The following is a 20,197-nucleotide window of genomic DNA, read 5'->3' on the forward strand; positions in this document are numbered from 1 at the left end:
GGGCTCAGACCAGCGCGCGGATGACCTGCACCGTGCGCTGCAGGTGCGGCTCGGTTCGGTCCGCGCGGTGGGCCACGGCGAGCTCCACGCTCGCGGTGGGCTGGACGAGCGGGCGGTAGGCGACGCCCTCGAGCGCCAGCGCGGTGACCGGCTCCGGCACGATCGCGGCGCCAAGGCCGCCGGCGACGAGCGTCAGCAGGGTGGAGGTCTCGCCGACCTCGTGCCGGATCTGCGGCTCCACGCCGGCGTCGTGCAGCAGCCGCAGGACCACGCCGTACATCACCGATCGGCGGTCCGCCGAGTGCACGATCAGGTCGACCCTGGCCAGGTCGCGCGCCCGGATCTCCGCACGCGCCGCCAGCCCGTGGTCGGCAGGCACTGCCACCATCAGCCGGTCGTTGCGCAGCGGCTCCACGGCCAGCGAGAGGTCGGCCACCGGCGGTCGGAGCAGCGCCACGTCGATCGCGCCGTCGTGCAGCGCGGTCAGCTGGTCGGGCACGAGCATCTCGCCGCGGAAGGCGAAGTCGACCCCCGGCAGCTCGTCGGAGAGTCGCCGGGAGAGGGTGGGCAGCACGCTGTACGTCGCCGTACCGACGCAACCGATGGTGAGGTGACCGACCGACCCGGCCGCGACTCGACGGGCGAGATCGGCGGCACCCTCCACGTCGCCGAGGATGCCGCGGGCGCGCTCGAGGTAGGCCCGCCCGGCCTCGGTCAGGTCGACCCGGCGGGTGGTGCGCTGCAGCAGCGTCACCCCGAGCTCGGACTCGAGCTGGCGGATCGACTGCGAGAGTGGCGGCTGGGCCATGTGGAGGCGCTCGGCGGCGCGGCCGAAGTGTCTCTCCTCGGCGACGGCGACGAAGTAACGCAGGTGACGAAGATCCATATTGCGAGCATCCTAATGCACGTGAATATCGATACTTCACCATATTGCTCCGACGGGTTAGCGTCTTCAGTATGACCGCCTTCCTCTACGCCGTGACGCGTACGCCGTTCGGCAAGTTCAACGGGGCGCTGGCCGGGACCCGGCCCGACGACCTCGCTGCCGCAGCCATCACCGGCCTGCTCGAACGGACGCCCGGCCTCGAGAGGGCAGCGATCGACGAGATCGTGTGGGGCAACGCGAACGGCGCCGGCGAGGAGAACCGCAACGTCGGCCGGATGGCCGGTCTGCTCGCGGGCCTGCCGACGTCCGTCCCCGGCACGACCGTCAACCGGCTGTGCGGCTCCTCGCTGGACGCCGCGATGATCGGCTCGCGCGCCATCGAGACCGGCGACGCCGACGTCGTCCTGATCGGCGGGGTCGAATCGATGACGCGGGCACCCTGGGTTCTCCCGAAGCCGGGCCGCCCCTTCCCGGCCGGCGACCTCGCCGCCGTCTCGACCACGCTGGGCTGGCGGCTGGTCAACCCCAACATGCCGATGGAGTGGACGATCTCCCTGGGCGAGTGCAACGAGCAGCTCCAGGAGAAGTACGGCGTCAGCCGCGAGCGGCAGGACGAGTTCTCGGTCCGCTCGCACCGTCTCGCTGCGCAGGCCTGGGACGACGGCTTCTACGACGCCCTGATCACCCCGGTCGAGGGCCTCGCCCGTGACGAGGGCATCCGCGCGGACTCCAGTGTGGAGAAGCTGGCCGGTCTCAAGCCGTCCTTCCGCAAGGACGGCACCATCACCGCCGGCAACGCCTCACCGCTCTCCGACGGTGCCTCCGCCGTACTGCTCGGCTCGGAGCAGGCCCGCGACACGATCGGCGTCGACCCGATCGCCCGCATCATCGGCCGCGGCGCCTTCGCGCTGGACCCGCAGGAGTTCGGCTATGCGCCGGTCGACGCGGCCAACCGCGCTCTGGCCCGCGCCGGCATCACCTGGGACCAGGTCGGTGCCGTCGAGCTCAACGAGGCCTTCGCGGTGCAGAGCCTGGTCTGCGTCGACACCTGGCTGGGCCAGGGGCTGAGCGACCCCGAGATCGTCAACCAGAAGGGCGGCGCGATCGCGATCGGCCACCCGCTGGGTGCCTCCGGCGGCCGCGTCCTCGGCACCTTGGCCGCCGTGCTGCGCGAGAAGAAGCAGCGGTACGGCGTGGCGGCGATCTGCATCGGCGTCGGACAGGGCCTGGCCGTGGTCCTGGAGAACACCGACGCGACGGGGGTGGCCTGAGATGGCGAAGACCTCGATCCTCGAGACCGCCGACGAGGCCGTGGCCGGCATCGAGGACGGCTCGACCGTCCTGGTGGGCGGCTTCGGCCTGGCGGGCATGCCGTTCGACCTGATCGACGCGCTGATCCGCCAGGGGGCGAAGGACCTGACGATCGTGGCCAACAACGCCGGCAACGGCGAGGTCGGGCTGGCGGCACTGCTCAAGGCCGGCCGGGTGCGCAAGGTGCTCTGCTCCTTCCCGCGGCAGGTCGACTCCTACGTCTTCGACGAGCTCTACCGGGCCGGCGAGATCGAGCTCGAGGTGGTGCCGCAGGGCAACCTCGCCGAGCGGATGCGCGCGGCCGGTGCCGGCATCGGCGCCTTCTTCTGCCCGACGGCTGTCGGCACGCCGCTGGTCGAGGGCAAGGAGCAGCGCACCATCGACGGACGCGACTACGTGTTGGAGTACCCGATCAAGGGTGACTACGCGCTCATCGCGGCCCACACCGCCGACCGGTTGGGCAACCTGGTCTACCGCAAGACGGCCAGGAACTTCGGCCCCGTGATGGCCACCGCCGCGACCACGACGATCGCGCAGGTGAGCAACGTCGTACCGACCGGCGAGCTGGACCCGGAGGCCGTCGTCACGCCCTCCATCTACGTCGACCGGGTGGTCCAGGTCGAGGCCCGCCACTACACCGTGCAGGGAGCCCGCTGATGACTGATGAGACGTACGCCGAAGCCGCAGAGGCGCCCCAGCTCTCGGACGCCCCGCTGTCCATGGACGAGCTGGCGAAGGTGATCGCCCGGGACATCCCCGAGGGCTCCTTCGTCAACCTCGGCATCGGCCAGCCGACCAAGATCGCCGACCATCTCCCGGCCGAGCTCGGCGTCATCCTGCACACCGAGAACGGCATGCTCGGCATGGGCCGCAAAGCCGAGGGCGACGAGGTCGACGCCGACCTCACCAACGCTGGCAAGGTCCCCGTGGTCGAGACCCCCGGCTGCTCCTACTTCCACCACGCCGACTCCTTCGCGATGATGCGCGGCGGCCACCTCGACGTCTGCGTACTGGGCGCCTTCCAGGTCGCTCACACCGGCGACCTGGCGAACTGGAGCACCGGCAAGCCCGGCGACATCCCCGCCGTCGGTGGCGCGATGGACCTCGCCATCGGCGCCAAGGATGTCTTCGTGATGATGTCGCTGTTCGCGAAGAACGGGGAGGCCAAGCTGGTCGAGGCCTGCACGATGCCGCTGACCGGTGTCGGCTGTGTCTCGCGCGTCTACACCGACCACGCCGTCTTCGACCTCGGCCCCGACGGCGCGACCGTGCGGGAGACCTACGGCATCACCCTCGCCGAGCTGCGCGAACGGGTAGCTGTCGAGCTGCACTGAAAACCAGGCACTGAGTTGGGCGCCTCGCCCGGCGCGCCTTATGCTGAGCGACGCTCGCGCCCCGTTCGTCTAGCGGCCCAGGACCCCGCCCTTTCACGGCGGTAGCGCCGGTTCGAATCCGGTACGGGGTACGGACAGGAGTGGCCTCCTGATCTGCGGAAACGTAGATCAGGAGGCCTTCCTCATCTCGCTCAGTCCTACCGCGCCGGCGCGGGTTCGATCGACTTTCGTCGGATGATCAGCACGACCGCGACGATGACGTAGGCCAGGATCGCCGCCGCCGAGCCGGCGTAGGCGCCCTGGTCGACGAGAAGGGCGGTCCCGGTCAGGATGGAGAAGTCGAACATGCCGTGGATGATCGAGTTGAGCACGTTCCCGCCGCTCACCCGGCGGATCAGGTAGAAGAAGTAGCCCGCGAAGCTCACCGCGATGGCCTGGGGCAGCGCCTTGGACAGGTCACCTGTCAGCGCGTTGCTGATGTGGACGGCGCCGAAGATGATGCTGGACCAGAGTGCGACCTTCCCCTCGGTCAGGCCGTGGGAGCGCAGGGTCGTGACACCGATGCCTCGGAACATGCCCTCCTCTCCCCAGCCGACGAGCTGGGTCGCGACCAGGAGCGCCAGGATGTAGCCGAGGGACTTGTCGAACAGGTCGGCGTAGTCGATCGCGATCGCGATGCAGATCGCGAAGATGATCGGGACCACCCAGACCCAGCGCTGCACCGGCCGCGACTCCCGCAGGACCGGATCCCACCAGCGCAGCACCGCCACGACGGCGTACGTGAAGACGAAGGCTGCCCCGAGCGGGATCCACATCTGAACGATGACGTCCTTGGTCGTGTACAGACCGTCGTTGGTGTCCCAGATCTGACCGCACAGGTAGCCGACTCCCTTGATGACCACCAGGTAGGCGATGACGATGGCGGCGAACCAGCCGTAGGACAGCGTGCGGGCCCGTGCGGGAGTCGCGGTCGAGGTCATGCCGGAGACCCTAAAGGGCGGTCGTCGAGCCGGTCGCGGAACACTTGTGGCGAGCCCCGCAGTTCTTACCGATCAGTGACGGATGGGCCGCGGCACTGTCGCGAGACGCGCTGCACTGCCACGTTGGCTGGCATGGTGAGAGATGCGAGATCCCTGGTCGCCGTCATCGGGGGTACAGGCTTCGATCGGTGGCTGGACGACTCCGTGGAGACCACGGCGGTCGTGGTCCAGACGCCGTACGGAGCGCCGTCGGGGCCGATCACGATCGGCGAGGTCGGCGAACAGCAGGTGGCGTTCCTTCCCCGACACGGCGAGGGCCATGCGCTTGCGCCGCACGGGATCAACTACCGGGCGAATCTGTGGGCGCTGCGGTCGCTCGGCGTACGCCAGATCATCGCACCGTGCGCGGTGGGCGGCCTGCGGGCCGACCAGGTCGCCCCGGGCGACCTCGTGGTGCCCGACCAGCTCGTCGACCGGACCACCGGCCGCGTGCAGTCATTCGTCGAGTCGGGCGCCACCCACGTGCCCTTCGCCGATCCCTACTGCCCGCGTGTCAGCGCGGCGCTGACGAGGGCCGATCCGCACGTGCGGTTCGGCGGCACGATGGTCGTGATCGACGGACCGCGCTTCTCCACCAGGGCCGAGTCGCAGTGGTACGCCGCGCAAGGCTGGGACCTGGTCAACATGACCGGCCACCCCGAGGCCGTGCTTGCCCGCGAGATGCGGATCTGCTACGCCGCCCTCGCACTCGTGACCGACCTCGATGCCGGCGTCGGCACCGGGGACGGCGTCGGCGAGGTCGAGGTCTACGCGCGCTTCGCGGCGAATCTCGGCCGGCTCGGCGCGGTCCTCGCCGCGGCCATCGAGCGACTTCCCGACCCGGCGGGGTGTGGCTGTGAAACCTGGGCAGCGGGACTGGATCTGGCCTACGAGATCCCGGCAACCGTGCCGGCGGTGGCTGGAGCACGGCTCTGATGCGGGTGCTGCTCACCGGTGCCGCGGGCTTCATCGGCGGTGCCGTCCGGCACGAGCTGGAGTCCGCGGGCCACGACGTCGTCGGGATCGACCTGATGCTGCCTGAAGCACACGGGCAGTCCGTGACCCCACCCGGGGTCCTTCGCCTCGACGTACGCCTCGCCGCTGGTGAGTCGGCCTGGGCCTCGGCTCTCGAGGGCGTCGACGTCGTCTGTCACCAGGCAGCGGTCGTCGGCGCGGGCGTCACCGTCGCCGATCTGCCGGCCTATGCGTCGCACAACGATCTGGGCACGGCGGCACTGCTCGCCGCGATGGCCGCGCGCGGCGTACGGCGCCTCGTCCTGGCCTCGTCGATGGTCGTGTACGGCGAGGGCCGCTACCGGTGCGCCGAACACGGCGTGCAACGACCGGGAACCCGGCCGGTGGCAGCGCTCACGGCCGGGCGGTTCGACACCCCCTGCCCTGTCTGCGGCGGGGCCCTGGACTGGGCGGCGGTCCCGGAGGACGCGCGGTTCGAGCCGCGCAGCGCGTACGCGGCCAGCAAGGTCGCCCAGGAGCACTACGCCGCAGCCTGGGCGCGTCAGGCGGCCGGCGCGGCGATCGCGCTGCGCTATCACAACGTCTACGGACCCGGCATGCCCCGCGACACCCCCTACTCAGGCGTCGCCGCGATGTTCCGCTCCTCGCTCGAGCGCGGTGAGGCACCTCAGGTCTTCGAGGACGGGCGGCAGACGCGGGACTTCGTCCACGTCGAGGACGTCGCGCGCGCCAACGCCGCAGCTCTCACAGCTGTCGCGACAGCGGCGCAGGAGCACGTGTCGGCCTACAACGTCGCATCCGGGCACCCGATCACGATCGGCGAGGTCGCCGCCCTCCTGGGCGCCGGATCGGGCATCACGCCCGAGACGACCGGCGGCTACCGACTCGGCGACGTCCGGCACATCGTCGCCTCCCCGGCCCGCGCCGAGGCCGAGCTCGGCTTCCGGGCCCGGATCAGCCCGGCGGTCGGACTGCCGGCGTTCGCCTCGTCGCCGCTGCGCGAGAGTCACCAGCTCGTGTAGAGGAGATGCTGCACGATCAGGGCGGTCAGGACCTGTCCGGCAAGCGCCGGGCGGCGCCAGCGGTCGGGCAGCGAGACCAGCGCGAGGGTGAGCCACGGGACGAACGGCAACCAGATCCGCTCCACCTCTGCTCGGCTCATCTGGGAGGCGTCCGCGAGGCCCACGGCGAGCACGGCCCCGCCGACGAGCGCCAGCACCACCCGATCCCGCCCATCGTCGTCGCGACGGGCCCAGGTGGAGGCGAGACCCGCGCCGACAAGCGGGCCCGCGCTCAGCGCCAGCGCGGCCAGGTCGCCCCAGGCCCAGTAGGCGCCCGGACGCGAGGACGCGATCCCGTCCCAGTAACGCCGCCGCAAGACCGGGTAGGCCTCCCACCAGGCGAACCCGCAGGCGGCGAAGGCCAGCACGACGCCGATCGCAACGATGCCCACCACGGGGATCGGCCACCACACGCGTGCGGCCCACAGCAGAGCGAGGGCCGGGACGGCCACGAGAACCAGCCCGTAGGACATCATCGCCGCAGCACCGAATCCGAGCCCGGCGACGGCGGCCCACGGCCATCCGCGCACCGGCGGTCGCTGGCTGGCGAGAGCGAGGCAGGCCATCGACCAGGCCACGACGACGGCCATGACCGCGTCCGCCGATACGGCGAGATAGACCGCAGCCGGAGTCCAGACGAGGTACGGCGCGGCCCGCCTGGACACTTCCTCGCGATCCAGCGTCCGCAGCGTGACGAGGACCGCGAGCGGCAGCGTCGCCGCCAGCACGATCACGACCAGGCCGGCGGCCAGGTCGCCACCGAGCCCGAGCCGGACCAGGCCGACGAAGAACAGCACCATCCCGGGCGGATGCCCGGCAAGATGGACCGGCCAGTGATCGGTGGAGGCGAGTGGGATCCGGCTGATGTAGCTCTCCAGCAGCAGATGGACGTTGCCGACCCGCCGCGCCGAGCGCAGGTACTCGTCCGGGTTTCCCAGCACCCGGCTGATGCCCGCGGGGCCGTCGACCAACGCCAAGCACGAGAGCCACGCGAGGCTGGCGACGTAGGCCGCCAGCAGGAGCCGACCCCAGGGCATGCGCTCGGCCAGCGCCGGCGCCCAGCACACCGCGCCGAGGGCGAGCGCGATGGACGGCACGGTCCCGGGGCCGACGTTCGGGGCCCACAGCGCGTGCAGGGGCGCGACGCCGTGCGAGGAGCCGGCTCGGGCGTGGACCTGCCAGCCGGTAGCCAACGGCACCACGACTGCCAGCCCGATGAGCACGAGCGTGGCACTCAAGCCGATCCACGGCGCCTTGGTCATGACCGCGACCCTAGGAACCGTGGCGCCTGCCGGGGGTGGCTCAGCCGGTGCCGTCACCGGACCGTAAGGATTGAACGCCCCGTCGACGTCTCGACCTTCCTACGTTGATCGGCATGGCGCACTCCACCCCAGGACCCCCCGACTGCGAGCTCATCCTGCCCTGTCTCGACGAGGGACCGGCGCTGCGCGAGCTGTTGCCGCGTGTGCCTCGCGGCCTCGGTGTGATCGTGGTGGACAACGGCTCCAGGGATGACACCGCGGCGGTCGCCCGGTCCCACGGCGCGAAGGTGGTGACCGAGCCCAGACGCGGGTACGGCGCCGCGGTCCACGCCGGGCTCGAGGCGGCGACGGCGCCGTACGTCGTGGTGATGGACGGCGACGGTTCCCTCGATCCAGGAGAGATCGTGCCGTTGCTCGCCCGCGTGCGCTTCGGTGAGGCCGATCTGGCGCTGGGGCGACGTGTTCCGGTACGACGCGGGATCTGGCCCTGGCACGCACGCCTCGGCAACGCGCTCGTCCTGGCCCTCCTGCGACGTCGGCTCGGCGTGCGGGTACGTGACATCGGTCCCCTGCGAGCGGCGCGACGTGAGTCGCTGCTGGGGCTCGAGGTCGCCGACCGCGGAATGGGCTACCCGGTGGAGCTGCTCGACCGCGCTGCCCAGGCCGGTTGGCGGATCGTCGAGCAGGACGTGCGCTATCTCCCGCGAGCCGCCGGGACCCGGTCGAAGGTCTCCGGCTCCGTGCGTGGCACCGTGCGTGCCGCCCGCGACTTCTGGCGGGTCCTCGCATGAGGGCGTCCACGCACGTCGAACGCACCTGGGCTAGCACCCCGGTCGAGGCTCTGACGCTGCTCGTCGTCGCGAAGGCCCCCGTTCCGGGTGTGGCGAAGACCCGGCTGGCCGCCGACGTGGACGACCCCTTCCTCGCCGCGGAGCTCGCCGCCGCGGCGCTGCTCGACACGATCGCGCTCGGCAACGCCCTCCACTGCCGGCGCCGCATCGCGCTCACCGGGGACCTGGGCGGCGCGACCCGTGGCGCTGAGATCCGCCACGCGCTGGCTGACTGGGAGATCGTCGGCCAGCGGGGCGACAGTCTCGGCGAGCGGCTGGCCGCCGCTCACGCCGAGGTCAGCGGTCCGATCGTGCAGGTCGGGATGGACACCCCCCAGATCACGCCAGCGCTCCTGAGCGAGGTGGTCGCCGGGCTCCGCGACCACGACGCCGTCCTCGGCCCCGCCTCCGATGGCGGTTGGTGGGTGTTGGCGTTGCGCGACGGTCGGCTGGCGAGGCCGCTGGCAGGCGTACGGATGTCGACGCCGACGACGTACGCCGACACGCGTGCCGCGCTCGCCGCCGCGGGCCTCGTCGTCGCCTCCGCACCGGTGCTCACCGATGTCGACCACCTCGACGACGCACTGACGGTGGCCGACGCGGCTCCGGCGACGGACTTCGCCCGATGCGTCCGACGCGAGCTCGGGCAGGCCGTCCGGTGAGCCTGCCCTCCCTCCAACTCTTCACCTCGGCCGAACTGCCTGCGGAGGAGGTGTTCGCCCACGCGCTGCGCGGCGAGCCGACCTATCTGATCGGACCATCCTCTGGCCCGCCCACGTCGGACCTCCTGCCCGTCGCAGACTGGACCCGCGCCGCCGACGTCGAGGACCGAGCGCTGTTGCGTCTGTGCCGGGGGAGCACGCTCGACATCGGCTGTGGTCCCGGGCGGCTGACCGAGCAGCTCGGCCTGCTGGGGCACGTCACGCTGGGGATCGACCTGGTGTACGAAGCGGTACAGCAGACGGTCCGCCGCGGTGCGCCGGCTCTACGACGCGATGTCTTCGGTCCCGTCCCCGGGGAGGGACGCTGGGACACCACGTTGCTCGCGGACGGCAACATCGGCATCGGCGGCGATCCCACGGTGCTCCTCGGCCGGGTCCGTCGCCTGCTCGCCCCCGGGGGAAGGATCGTCGTCGAGGTGGGCCCTCCGGGCGTCCGATCGGTGCGTTTCCGGGCCCGGCTCGGTTGCGACTGCGGCACCAGCGACCCGTTCTCCTGGGCGATCGTCGGCGTCGACGACATCGCGACACTGGCATCCCGGGTCGGTCTTGTCGTGGCCCACCGAACCCGGCTGGGCGAGCGCTGGGCTGTCGTCCTCGAGGAGCCATGATGAGGGTCCAGCTGCCTGCCCGTCCTCACGTCCCGGTGCCCCGCGAGGAGTCCTTCTCCTCGCGGCTGCGCAGCGCGGCGGTCGCGGCGCGCATCGGGCTGTGGTTGGGCGTCTGCTTCGGAGTCGCCTTCGTGACCGGCCTGGTCAGCCACTACGCGCAGTCCACCCACCAGCCGGTGCCGTTCCCGAACGATCCCGTCTGGCTCTACCGCGTCACCCAAGGCCTCCACGTCACCACCGGCACCGCGGCGATCCCCCTGCTTCTGGTCAAGCTGTGGGCGGTCTACCCCAAGCTCTTCGCCCCGCTCCCGCGCCGCCTTCGTGAGATCGTCCTCGTGGGTCTGGAGCGTGGCTCGATCGCGGTGCTGGTGGCCGGCTCGATCCTCGAGCTGGCCATCGGGCTGATGAACGTCGCGCAGTGGTACGCCTGGGACTTCAGCTTCAAGCGTGTTCACTACGCCCTCGCTTTCGTCGTGATCGGCGCCCTGATGATCCACATCGCGGTCAAGCTGCCGATCACCCGAGAGGCGCTCGGAGGAGATGTCGAGGACACTGAGGCGGACCGTCCGCAGGCGGTACGTCCCGGTGCGTTCAGCCGTCGCACCCTGCTCCGGACGACCTGGGGCGCTGCGCTGCTCGCCGCCCTGGTCGGCAGCAGCGCTGCGGGAACCATCCGCGGCCTCGACCGTCTCGCAGTCCTGTCGCCGCGGTCGCGGCGTTCCGGCATCCCGATCAACCGTACGGCCTCCCAGGTCGGCGTGGCGGCCTCGGCCATGAGCGGCTCGTACCGTTGCGAGGTGGTGCATGGCGAGAAAGCCGCCGGGTTCTCGCGCGCCGAGCTCCTCGCCCTTCCGCAGGCCACGCACGTCTTGCCGATCGCCTGTGTCGAAGGCTGGAGCGCCAACGGAACGTGGACCGGAGTTCCGCTGCGCACCCTCCTGGACCACGTCGGCATCCCTCGTGGCCGCAACGTCCAGGTGCACTCACTGCAGGAACGCGGCGCGGACCGGGTCACGGTGCTTCCGGCGAACGTCGCCGACGATGAGCGCACCCTCGTCGCCTTGCTGCTCGACGGTCAGCCCCTCTCGCTGGACCACGGCTACCCGGCCCGGCTGATGGCGCCGGACCGGCCGGGCACGCTCCAGACCAAGTGGATCAGCCGGATCGAGGCGCTCTGATGGTCCACATCCGGGCCGGGTTGGTCGTCGTCGGCCTGATCCTGCTTGCCTACGGAGGATGGTTGCTCCTCCACACCCAGCGGCCGGCCCAGCTCGCCCAGGCCACTACCTGGGCGCTCGCGGCCGTGGTGCTGCACGACGCTCTGATCGCGCCGCTCGCCCTGACGCTCGGATGGATCGGCGGGCGGGCACTGCCTCGAACGGTGGCGCGCGCGGCCACGGTGGCTTTCGTCCTGGCGGGGACACTGACGATCGTCGCGATCCCCGTCCTCGACGGGTACGCCGCCGGGGGAGCCAACCACACGCTCCTCGACCGCGATTACGTCGGCGGCTGGATTCTCGTCATCGCACTGATCCTTCTCACCACTGCCGTCGGGGCCGCGGCCTCGGGGCTCGTCCACCGATTCGACCGGTCCCACCGATCCCGAGGGAGAATGGCGCATGGCCCGCGTCCTCGTCGTCGATGACGACCTGACGGTTCGTGAGGTGCTCGCCTCCTATCTGCGAGCCCACCGGCACGACGCCGTCGAGGCCGGCGACGGTGAAGAGGCCCTCCGGTTGATGCGGGAGCGGCCGGCGGACCTCGTCGTACTCGATCTGATGCTGCCGGGGATCGACGGACTGGAGGTCACCCGTCGGCTGCGTGCGATGAGCGACGTCCCGATCATCATGCTCACCGCGCTCGGCAACGAGGCCGACCGCGTGGTGGGGCTCGAGCTCGGCGCGGACGACTACGTCGGCAAGCCGTTCAGCCCACGAGAGCTCGCCCTGCGCGTCGACTCGGTGCTGCGGCGTACGTCGGGCTCCTCGGCCGGAAGCGGTGGCGTCGTCCGCGACGGTGCGCTTGTCGTCGATGGAGACCGTCACGTTGCGACCCTCGCCGGCGAGCCGCTGCCCCTGACCACCCGTGAGTTCGCGCTGTTGCGCTTCCTGGTGGGCCACCCGGGCACGGCGTACACCCGCGAGGACCTGCTGCAGCACGTCTGGGGTTGGACCATCGGCGACCGCTCGACGGTCACCGTCCACGTGCGGCGGCTGCGCGAGAAGCTCGAGGACGATCCGACGCGTCCGAGACGACTGATGACCGTGTGGGGCGTGGGCTACCGCTGGGAGGCGAGCGCATGACGACCGGGGCAGCAGCGGAGATCCTCGGCGTCGCGCTCGGCTGCGCACTCGTGGTCGGGGCGATCGGCCTGCTGGTCGCGCGGTTGATCCGCCGACGCTCCCTGCGCTGGCAGCTCCTCTTGGTTGCCACAGTGGCGGCTCTCGGCGCGTACGCCGGAGCCTTGGCCATCGCTCAGCTGATGTTCCTCTCCGCGCATGATCTGACCGTGATGACGCTGGTCAGCAGCGTCTCGGCGGTCGTGGCCACCCTCGTTGCGGCAGTGGTCGGGCGGGCAGTGAGCGGGTGGTCCACCGTGCTGCACGAGCAGGTCCGGGGTCTTGAGCTCGGCACCCCGCCGCGCCTCGACGATCGCGGCCCTGCAGAGCTTCGGGCGCTCTCGGCGGAGCTCGCCGATGTCCAGCAGCGGCTGGAGAGCAGCCGACAGCGCGAGCTGTGGCTCGAGGAGTCCCGGCGTGAACTGGTGTCCTGGGTCTCGCACGACCTGCGCACGCCGCTGGCGGGGCTCCGCGCCATGGCGGAGGCACTCGAAGACGGCATCGCCGCGGATCCCGACCGTTTCCACCGGCAGATCCGTGCCGACGTCGACCGGATGGCCGCGATGGTGGACGATCTCTTCGAGCTCTCCCGGATCCACGCCGGCGTCCTCAAGCTCAACCCGACCACGCTCGCCTTGAGTGATCTCGTCAGCGAGGCACTCGCCGGCGCGGCGCCGGTCGCGACCGCTCACAGCATCCGCATCGGAGGGAGCGTCGATGCGGGCCTCGAGGTCAGCGCCGACCCCGCGGGCCTCTCCCGCGTGCTCTCGAACCTCCTGATGAACGCGATCAGACACACTCCGGCCGATGGTGTCGTCGAGGTCACCGGACGTCGCCGTGGCGACGCCGTCGAGCTGTCGGTCAGTGACGGCTGTGGTGGCCTGCGGCCGGGGGAGCTCCAACGAGTCTTCGACCTGGGCTGGCAAGGAGACCAGGCGCGGACGCGGGCAGACGGGTCGTTGGCGCAGGGTGCCGGCCTCGGCCTGGCGATCGTGAAGGGGATCGTCGAGGCACACAGCGGCCGGGTGCAGGTGGAGAACGTCGAGAGCACCCGAGGTTGCCGGTTCTCGGTGCTGCTTCCGGGCCTCACCTAGGAGGACCCTCGCAATCTTCCGGGACGAGGTCCTCGCCATCTGGGCGAGGGCCTCGTCGGTTCCGGCGCTGACAAGGGCTGCCCGGCATGCGCCTGTCGCGGGGCGTCAGACCGCGACGCGGCCGCCGTCGGCAGGCAGGATCGCGCCGTAGACGAAGCTCGCGTCGTCGGAGGCGAGGAAGGCGACGGCAGCGGCGATCTCCTCGGGGGTGGCGCCGTGTCCGGCCGGCGTGCTGGAGGCCAGGACGTCGAACATCTCGCCCATGGCTGCACTGGCCGGGGTGCGTGTCGGGCCGGGCGCGACGGTGTTGACCCGGACGCCCTGGGCGGCGTACTCCGCGGTCCAGGCCTTGGTGAGCGACTCGATCGCAGCCTTGGAGGCGCCGTAGACGGCGAGGCCGTCCATGCCGATGGTGGCGGCCATGGTGGAGACGTTGATGATGGCTCCGCCACCCCTGGCCGCCATCCGTGGGGCGATCGTGGCGGTGAGGAAGAACGGCGCCTTGACGTTGACGTCGAACGTCAGGTCGAAGGAATCCTGCGTGGTCTGGGCGGTCGGGCCACCGGGGAAGACCCCAGCGTTGTTGACGAGGATGTCGACGTCGCTCGCCGCCTCGGCGAGCCGCTGGACGTCCGCGAAGTCCCCCAGGTCGGCGGAGATGAAGCGGGCATGTCCACCGGCGGCCGCGATGGTGGCGACCACCTCATCGCCCCGGACCCGATCGCGGCCCGTGATGATCACCGCGGCGCCCTGGCTCGCGAGTCGCTCGGCGACGGCGCGGCCGATGCCGGACGTTGCGCCGGTGACGAGTGCTGTCTTGCCTGTGAGTGTCATGCCTGTGCTCCCTGCTCTGCCGGTACTGGCCGGCCGGATAAAATGGATTGCGCAATCCAAACTAGCACGAAATGGATTGCTTGATCCATTACGTTGGTAGGATGTGGCCATGAGCACCTCGGCCGCGTCCTCGCCGCGTCGTCTGACGCGCAAGGGACAGGAGACGCGCCAGCGCATCGTGGGGGCTGCGGCCGACCTGATCTTCGAGCAGGGTGTCGCGCGCACGACGATCGAGGAGGTCCGTGCTGCGGCGGGTGTCTCCAGCTCGCAGCTGTACCACTACTTCGACGACAAGCCCGCCCTGGTTCGAGCGGTCATCGAGCACCAGTCCGACGTCATCGTCGGCGGTCAGGAGACGTTCGATCTCAGCACGCTGGAAGGCATCCGCACCTGGCGCGACTGGGTCGTGCAGCACCAGCGCGAGACCTCCTGCGTCGGTGGCTGCCCGATCGGCTCCCTGGGAAGCGAGTTGGCCGAGACCGATTCCCAAGGCCGCGACCAGGTCGCCGCGGGGTTCAAGCGGTGGGAAGCGAGCATCCGTCGGGGCCTCCGCGAGATGCATGCCCAGGGGCGCCTGTCGTCCGAGACTGATCCGGACGCGCTCGCCCTGGCGCTGCTCGCCGCGCTCCAGGGAGGCTTGCTGTTGACCCAGATCGAGCGCGACACCACGGCTCTGGAGGCCGCCCTCGACGCGATGCTGGACCTGATCGCCCGTCGTTCGTGAGATGAGCACGCGGAGCCGCCGCCATTGCCGTGTAACGGCGGCGAAAACCTTGTGGCGGCAGCCGTAAACACCGTGTGACGCACCCCTCGGGTCGCCGGCGCAGGACCTAGCGTCGTGGCGGGACGCGGGACCCCACCCGTGCCCCGCGCCACACGACGGGAGGACCCGATGACCCACCTCATTCGCGGCGGCTGGGTGATGAGCCCCGAGCCGATCGCGGACGGCGCCGTACTCGTCGAACGCGACCGCATCCTCGCCGTCGGGTCCTACCGCGAGCTGGCCGCCGCGCACCCGGAGGCACCGGTCCACGGGAGTGCGCACGACATCGTGACGCCCGGCTTCGTCAACACCCACGGCCACTTCTCCGAGGGCCTGGTCACCGGCATCGGCAGCGACCTGACGCTGTGGGAGTGGATCCACGACCTGATCAACCCGCTGCGTCCGCACTACACGCCCGAGATCGCGTACGTCGGCACCCTCGTGGCCGGCATCCAGATGCTGCGCTCGGGTGTCACCACGGCCAACGACATGTTCGTCTGCGACCCGGGCACCGCCGCACCGATCACGCCGCACGTGGTGCGCGCGCTCGACGACCTGCGGCTGCGCGGCGTTGTCTCGTTCGGCGCGGGGGACCAGCGACCGGGTGCGAGCATCGCTGCCGAGTTCGAGGAGCACCAGGCGCTGGAGGAGGCGGCGAAGTCCTCCCGGCTCTCCACCTTCCGGGTCGGGGTCGGTGCGCTGGGACTCCAGTCGGACGCGATGTTCACCGAGACGGTGCGCTACGCCATCGAGAGCGGGCACGGCGTGCACATGCACGTCCAGGAGATCCGCGAGGAGGTCACCGCCACCCACCAGCGGACCGGCCGCACCGTCGTCGGGCACTGCGCGCACGAGGGACTCTTCGCGGCCCCGACGCTGGCCGCGCACTGCGTGTGGGTCGACCGCGCCGACCGGCAGCTCATGGCGGAGCATCGCGTCGGCGTCGCCCACAACCCGGTCGCCAACGGCATCCTGGCCTCGGGCATCGCCCCGGTGGCCGAGCTGCGCCAGCTCGGCGTCGACGTCGGCATCGGGGTGGACGGTGCGGCCTCGAACGACAGCCAGGACTACCTCCAGGCGATCAAGACCGCGGCCCTGCTGGCCCGGGTCCGCGACCTGCAGGCCACCGCCATGCATGCCCGGGAGGCCTTCGAGATGGCGACGATCGGGGGCGCGCGTGCGCTCCGGATGGAGAGCGAGATCGGCTCGGTCGAGGTCGGCAAGAAGGCCGACCTGGTCGTCCTCGACGGCTCCGGTCCGACGCTCGCCAACGTCCACGACCCCTACCAGGCGGTCGTCTTCGTGGCCGGGAGCCGGGAGGTCAAGGAGGTCTGGGTCGACGGAGAGCTCAGCCTTGCCGACGGCGAGGTGGTGAGTGTCGACGTCGCCGAGGTCGTGCAGCGCTCGCGGCCGCTGGCCACCGAGCTGGTCTCGCGGGCGGGACTCCGGCGGTTGTCGGTGCTGGCCAGGTAGGGGCGCTCACGCCACCGGCGTACGCCGCAGCCGCTCGCGCAGCCGCGCGACCAATTCCTGCTCGTCGATCGTGGTGAGCCGGTAGTCGTGCACTACGACGCGGCCTCCCACGATCACGTGTCGCGGCCGGCGACCGGGTGATCCCCACAGCAGGCCGGCCACGGGATCGGCGATGCCGGCGTCCGCCACACCGCCGACGTCCCAGACGCAGGCGTCGCCCGCCGTACCCGGTCCGAGGTGGCCGAGGTCGGACCGGCCGAGCCCGGCGGCCGAGCCCGCCGTCGCCATCCCCAGCACGGTGCGGGCCGGGAGCTGGGGGCCCACCAGGCCGGAGACCTGCATGGCGAGGCGAGCGTCGGCGAGCAGGTGGCCGGCGTCGTTGCTGCCGCCGCCGCTGGTCCCGAGCCCCGTCGCGATCCCCGCCGCGAGCAGCGCGGCGACCGGTGCGACACCCCAGCCCATCGGTACGTCGCACCCCGGCGCATGCGTCGCCGACACCCCGGCCGCGGCGAGCCGGGCGATCTCCGCCTCGGTGACGTCGCACAGGTGGGCGATCGTCACGCCGGGCTCGAGCCAGCCCCACTCCTCGAGCAGGTCGAGCGGGCGGCGGCCGTAGTGCTCCAGCGCGATGGCGGTGTCGACCTGCTCGTTGGCCTGGGTACGACGCCGCAGCCCGTGCCGCAGCGCCACCTCGCGCAGCGCCGCGAACGTCTCCCGGCCGTCGGAGTGCACGCCCGCCGGCCCGACCGCGAGCTGGAGCATCCCGTCGGCGCTGACGCCGCCGGGCGCGCCGGGAAGCAACGCCGCGAGGATCGCCTCGGCCGACGCCGCGGCCCGGGCGGCGTCGTCCCGCGCCGAGCCACGCACGAAGACCAGCCGCTGACCCACCTCCCGTGCTGCCGAGGTGGTCGCCGCGGCCAGCTCCACGGTCGCGTCCGCGGAGGCATCGTGCGGCCAGTTGAGGTGGTGGTCGGCCACGGTCGTCACACCGCACAGCAGCCCCTCGGCAACGCCCACGCTCGCTGCCAGCCCGTACATCTCCGGATCGTGCCCGGCCCGGCCGTAGGCCGCTGCCATCGTGGGCAGCCACGCGCTCATGGCCACCCCCCGGGTGCCGGGCAAGGTGCGGAACGCGCTCTGCAGCAGGTGGTGGTGGGCGTTGACCAGGCCGGGTGTGACCACACAGTCACCGACGTCGATGGTCTCCTCGGCGGTGCTCGGCAGGACGAGATCGCCCTGCCTCTCGGCGCCGTCGACCTCACCGACGATGGCCACGGCGTTGGTCAGCGTGAGCATGCTTCTCCCCCTGTCGGTCTGCAGGTCGTCCGGTCCGGCGTCACAGGTCGAGCACCAGGCGTGGTGAGAGCGCGCGGGAGACGCAGATCATCAGGCTGCGGTCGTCCGCCTGCTCCTCGGGGGTCAGGACCGAGTCGCGGTGGTCGGCCCGGCCCTCCAGCAGCGGTGTTTCACAGGTGCCGCAGGTCCCCTCCCGGCACGAGGAGAGCACCAGCATCCCGGCCTCCTCGCAGACCTCGAGGATGGATCGGTCCGGCGCCACGGTGAGCACCTGGCCGCCGGCCTCGATCTCGAAGGCCACCTCCTCGTGCTGCTCGTGCGCCTTGGGCACGAACCGCTCGAAGCGCACCGACCCGGCCGGGGCATCGGCGGAGAGCCGCTCGGCCTCCTCGATCAGCCGCGCGGGCCCGCAGCAGTAGACCGCCCGGTCCGCGTGACGGGCCTCGGCGAGCGCGCCGGCCAGGTCGAGTCTCCGCTCGGAGGCGGGGTAGGCGCTTACGCGCTCGCCGTACGCCTCCTCCAGCGAGGCCAGGTAGGCCATCGCCTCGCGACTGCGGCCGGCGTAGGCGAGGGACCAGTCGGTGCCGGCCTCCTCGGCGGCGGCGATCATCGAGAGCAGCGGCGTGATGCCGATGCCGCCGGCGATGAAGAGGGCCGGGCGGCTGGGCTCGAAGGAGAAGTGCTGGCGCGGCACCCTGGCCGGGACGGGGGTGCCGACCGGCAACATGTCGTGGACGTACGCCGATCCGCCGCGCCCGGCCGGCTCGCGCAGCACCGCCACCGTCCAGGCGTCGTCGGCGCGGGGTCCGCACAGGGAGTACTGGCGTTCGGTGCCGTCCGGCAGCACCAGGTCGACGTGCGCGCCGGGCTCCCAGGAGGGGAGTGCCCGGCCCTCGGCGTGCTCGAGGCGCAGCTCCAGGACGCCGACGGCGATGGCGCGGCGCTCGGCCACGCGCAAGGGGATCAGACGGTCCGCGGTCATGGGCGTCAACCTAGCCTTGGAACAGACGTCTCAGGGCCGTCCGAGGTGCCTCCACGCGGGAGGCTGCGCAGAAGTTCAGGCGCTGGTAACACGCGGCAACATGCGGAAATATTGCCCGGCCCTGCTCTTTACACCGAGGAAACGAGCGTTTCGTACGTTCCTTCCATGACCTCCCTGCCCACCTCGGTGACGCTGCTGCGACACGCCACCCTCGCCGACGGCGGGCGCTGCGACGTGGTGCTCAACGGGCCGGTCATCAGCAGCCTCGCCCCGGCGGGCAGCGTGCCTGTCACGGACCCCGAGGAGACGATCGATCTCGACGGGTGGCTGCTACTCACCGCGCCGGCCGAGCCGCACGCGCACCTGGACAAGGCGCTCAGCTTCGACCTGATCGACCCGCCGCACGGCGACCTCGGCTCCGCGATCGCCTCCTGGACGGCGTACGCCGGGACCATGACGGTCGACTCGATCGTCGAGCGGGCCCGTGCCCAGGCGCTCGCCATGCTGGCCAACGGCATCACCGCGATCCGCACCCACGTCGATGTCCACCCCGGTGCGCCTACCCGAGGCGCCGAGGCGCTGGTGCGGGTCCGCGACGAGCTGGCCGGCCTGGTCGACATCGAGCTGGTGGCGCTGTGCAGCACCTTCGCCGGTGACGCCGACATCGAGGCCGCGCTCGACGCCGGCCTCGACCTCGTCGGCGGCGCACCGCACCTGGCCGAGGACCCCGCCGGAGAGGTACGCCGGCTGGTCGCCGTCGCCCGTCGGCGCGGCCTCGGCATGGACCTGCACACCGACGAGAGCCTGGACGGCCCGGTCACCCTCGACGTCTACGCCCGCGCCGTGCGCGACCTGCCCCGCGACCGGCAGTACTCGGCCGGGCACTGCTGCCGGCTCGGCACGATGCCGCCGGACCAGCTCGCGGAGATGGTCGAGGAGGTCAGGCTCTCCGACATCGGCGTGATCGCGAACCCGATCACCAACCTCTACCTGCAGGGTTGGCAGCACTCCGTGGCCAAGCCACGCGGACTGACCGCGCTGCGCGAGCTCATCGACGCCGGCGTCCGGGTCGCCGCCGGCGCTGACAACGTCCGCGACCCGTTCAACCCGGTAGGGCGCAGCGACGCCTTCGAGACCGCCTCCCTGCTGGTCAGCGCCGGCCACCTGTCCCCGGCCGAGGCCTGGCACCTGGTCAGCGACGGCGCGCGCTCGGTGATGGGCCTGCCCCTCGCCGGTCCTCGTGCCGGCGCCCGCGCGGAGCTGCTCGCCGTCCGCGCGACCAACCTGCTCGACGCCATCGCCAACGCTCCGGCCGACCGGGTCGTCATCCACGCCGGTCGCGTCGTCGCCCGATCCGCGCTGCACCGCAGCGTCGCCGTACCCGTGTTGTCCGCCTGAGACGCCCCAA

The 20,197-nt window shown here is 71.6% G+C and carries 21 protein-coding genes and 1 tRNA gene; 16 read left to right on the forward strand and 6 right to left on the reverse strand.

Annotated features, from left to right (window positions below; genetic code table 11):
* Window positions 1-4: 4 nt before the first annotated feature.
* Window positions 5-886, reverse strand: a complete 882-nt coding sequence (locus H036_RS0108940) for a LysR substrate-binding domain-containing protein (RefSeq protein WP_017934444.1) — start codon at window positions 884-886, stop codon at window positions 5-7.
* Window positions 887-957: 71 nt separating this feature from the next.
* Here H036_RS0108940 and H036_RS0108945 point away from each other — a divergent pair, with 71 nt between their 5' ends.
* From H036_RS0108945 to H036_RS0108960, 4 genes are all read left to right on the forward strand, one after another.
* Window positions 958-2,157 carry a thiolase family protein gene (locus H036_RS0108945; protein ID WP_017934445.1) on the forward strand — a complete coding sequence of 400 codons (1,200 nt, stop codon included), beginning with the start codon at window positions 958-960 and terminating at the stop codon, window positions 2,155-2,157.
* A gap of 1 nt (window position 2,158) precedes the next feature.
* Window positions 2,159-2,854: a 3-oxoacid CoA-transferase subunit A gene (locus tag H036_RS0108950; protein ID WP_017934446.1), complete on the forward strand. Its 696-nt coding sequence runs from the start codon at window positions 2,159-2,161 to the stop codon at window positions 2,852-2,854.
* Window positions 2,854-3,531 carry a 3-oxoacid CoA-transferase subunit B gene (locus H036_RS0108955; RefSeq protein ID WP_017934447.1) on the forward strand — a complete coding sequence of 226 codons (678 nt, stop codon included), beginning with the start codon at window positions 2,854-2,856 and terminating at the stop codon, window positions 3,529-3,531. The genes H036_RS0108950 and H036_RS0108955 overlap by 1 nt, the downstream gene beginning before the upstream one ends.
* Window positions 3,532-3,589: 58 nt before the next feature.
* Window positions 3,590-3,662 (forward strand) — tRNA-Glu (locus H036_RS0108960).
* Window positions 3,663-3,728: 66 nt separating this feature from the next.
* Here the strand turns inward: H036_RS0108960 and H036_RS0108965 are convergent.
* Complete coding sequence (locus H036_RS0108965) at window positions 3,729-4,511, reverse strand: CPBP family intramembrane glutamic endopeptidase (RefSeq protein WP_017934448.1); 783 nt, start codon at window positions 4,509-4,511, stop codon at window positions 3,729-3,731.
* Window positions 4,512-4,643: 132 nt separating this feature from the next.
* Here H036_RS0108965 and H036_RS22290 point away from each other — a divergent pair, with 132 nt between their 5' ends.
* Together H036_RS22290 and H036_RS0108975 are read left to right on the forward strand one after the other, a co-directional pair.
* Complete coding sequence (locus H036_RS22290) at window positions 4,644-5,486, forward strand: S-methyl-5'-thioadenosine phosphorylase (RefSeq protein ID WP_017934449.1); 843 nt, start codon at window positions 4,644-4,646, stop codon at window positions 5,484-5,486.
* A complete protein-coding gene (locus tag H036_RS0108975; RefSeq protein ID WP_017934450.1) occupies window positions 5,486-6,547 on the forward strand; it encodes an NAD-dependent epimerase/dehydratase family protein in 1,062 nt (353 codons plus the stop codon). The genes H036_RS22290 and H036_RS0108975 overlap by 1 nt, the downstream gene beginning before the upstream one ends.
* Here H036_RS0108975 and H036_RS0108980 read toward each other — a convergent pair.
* On the reverse strand, window positions 6,532-7,848 hold the full coding sequence (locus H036_RS0108980) for a hypothetical protein (protein WP_017934451.1): 1,317 nt from the start codon (window positions 7,846-7,848) through the stop codon (window positions 6,532-6,534). The genes H036_RS0108975 and H036_RS0108980 overlap by 16 nt on opposite strands.
* Window positions 7,849-7,961: 113 nt before the next feature.
* On the opposite strand from H036_RS0108980, the gene H036_RS0108985 reads away from it, so the two are divergent.
* The 7 genes from H036_RS0108985 to H036_RS0109015 are packed head-to-tail and all read left to right on the forward strand — an operon-like array spanning window position 7,962 to window position 13,441.
* Window positions 7,962-8,639 carry a glycosyltransferase family 2 protein gene (locus H036_RS0108985; RefSeq protein ID WP_017934452.1) on the forward strand — a complete coding sequence of 226 codons (678 nt, stop codon included), beginning with the start codon at window positions 7,962-7,964 and terminating at the stop codon, window positions 8,637-8,639.
* Window positions 8,636-9,340 carry a TIGR04282 family arsenosugar biosynthesis glycosyltransferase gene (locus H036_RS0108990; protein ID WP_017934453.1) on the forward strand — a complete coding sequence of 235 codons (705 nt, stop codon included), beginning with the start codon at window positions 8,636-8,638 and terminating at the stop codon, window positions 9,338-9,340. Before H036_RS0108985 ends, H036_RS0108990 begins: the two co-directional genes overlap by 4 nt.
* Entirely contained in the window at window positions 9,337-10,008 is a 672-nt protein-coding gene (locus tag H036_RS0108995) for a methyltransferase domain-containing protein (protein WP_017934454.1), read from the forward strand. The genes H036_RS0108990 and H036_RS0108995 overlap by 4 nt, the downstream gene beginning before the upstream one ends.
* The gene (locus H036_RS0109000) at window positions 10,008-11,186 is read left to right on the forward strand and encodes a molybdopterin-dependent oxidoreductase (protein WP_017934455.1); all 1,179 of its coding nucleotides are present in this window, start codon (window positions 10,008-10,010) and stop codon (window positions 11,184-11,186) included. Before H036_RS0108995 ends, H036_RS0109000 begins: the two co-directional genes overlap by 1 nt.
* Entirely contained in the window at window positions 11,186-11,653 is a 468-nt protein-coding gene (locus tag H036_RS0109005) for a hypothetical protein (RefSeq protein WP_017934456.1), read from the forward strand. Before H036_RS0109000 ends, H036_RS0109005 begins: the two co-directional genes overlap by 1 nt.
* Window positions 11,628-12,311, forward strand: a complete 684-nt coding sequence (locus H036_RS0109010) for a response regulator transcription factor (protein ID WP_017934457.1) — start codon at window positions 11,628-11,630, stop codon at window positions 12,309-12,311. Before H036_RS0109005 ends, H036_RS0109010 begins: the two co-directional genes overlap by 26 nt.
* Window positions 12,308-13,441, forward strand: a complete 1,134-nt coding sequence (locus H036_RS0109015; RefSeq protein WP_036487962.1) for a sensor histidine kinase — start codon at window positions 12,308-12,310, stop codon at window positions 13,439-13,441. Before H036_RS0109010 ends, H036_RS0109015 begins: the two co-directional genes overlap by 4 nt.
* 105 nt (window positions 13,442-13,546) lie before the next feature.
* Here the strand turns inward: H036_RS0109015 and H036_RS0109020 are convergent, their stop codons facing one another.
* A complete protein-coding gene (locus H036_RS0109020; RefSeq protein WP_017934459.1) occupies window positions 13,547-14,275 on the reverse strand; it encodes an SDR family NAD(P)-dependent oxidoreductase in 729 nt (242 codons plus the stop codon).
* Between the two features lie 109 nt (window positions 14,276-14,384).
* On the opposite strand from H036_RS0109020, the gene H036_RS0109025 reads away from it, so the two are divergent.
* Window positions 14,385-14,999: a TetR/AcrR family transcriptional regulator gene (locus tag H036_RS0109025; RefSeq protein ID WP_017934460.1), complete on the forward strand. Its 615-nt coding sequence runs from the start codon at window positions 14,385-14,387 to the stop codon at window positions 14,997-14,999.
* Between the two features lie 168 nt (window positions 15,000-15,167).
* Window positions 15,168-16,511, forward strand: a complete 1,344-nt coding sequence (locus H036_RS22295; protein WP_017934461.1) for an amidohydrolase family protein — start codon at window positions 15,168-15,170, stop codon at window positions 16,509-16,511.
* A 6-nt stretch (window positions 16,512-16,517) separates the two neighbouring features.
* On the opposite strand, the gene H036_RS0109035 is transcribed toward H036_RS22295, so the two are convergent.
* Entirely contained in the window at window positions 16,518-17,807 is a 1,290-nt protein-coding gene (locus tag H036_RS0109035; protein ID WP_017934462.1) for an amidohydrolase family protein, read from the reverse strand.
* Between the two features lie 40 nt (window positions 17,808-17,847).
* The gene (locus H036_RS0109040; protein WP_017934463.1) at window positions 17,848-18,789 is read right to left on the reverse strand and encodes a PDR/VanB family oxidoreductase; all 942 of its coding nucleotides are present in this window, start codon (window positions 18,787-18,789) and stop codon (window positions 17,848-17,850) included.
* A 165-nt stretch (window positions 18,790-18,954) separates the two neighbouring features.
* Between H036_RS0109040 and H036_RS0109045 the strand changes: the two genes are divergently transcribed.
* Window positions 18,955-20,187 (forward strand): amidohydrolase family protein, encoded by a 1,233-nt coding sequence (locus H036_RS0109045; RefSeq protein ID WP_017934464.1) that lies wholly within the window; start codon window positions 18,955-18,957, stop codon window positions 20,185-20,187.
* Window positions 20,188-20,197: the final 10 nt, after the last annotated feature.

This window comes from Nocardioides sp. Iso805N (assembly GCF_000364605.1).
Classification (GTDB): domain Bacteria; phylum Actinomycetota; class Actinomycetes; order Propionibacteriales; family Nocardioidaceae; genus Nocardioides.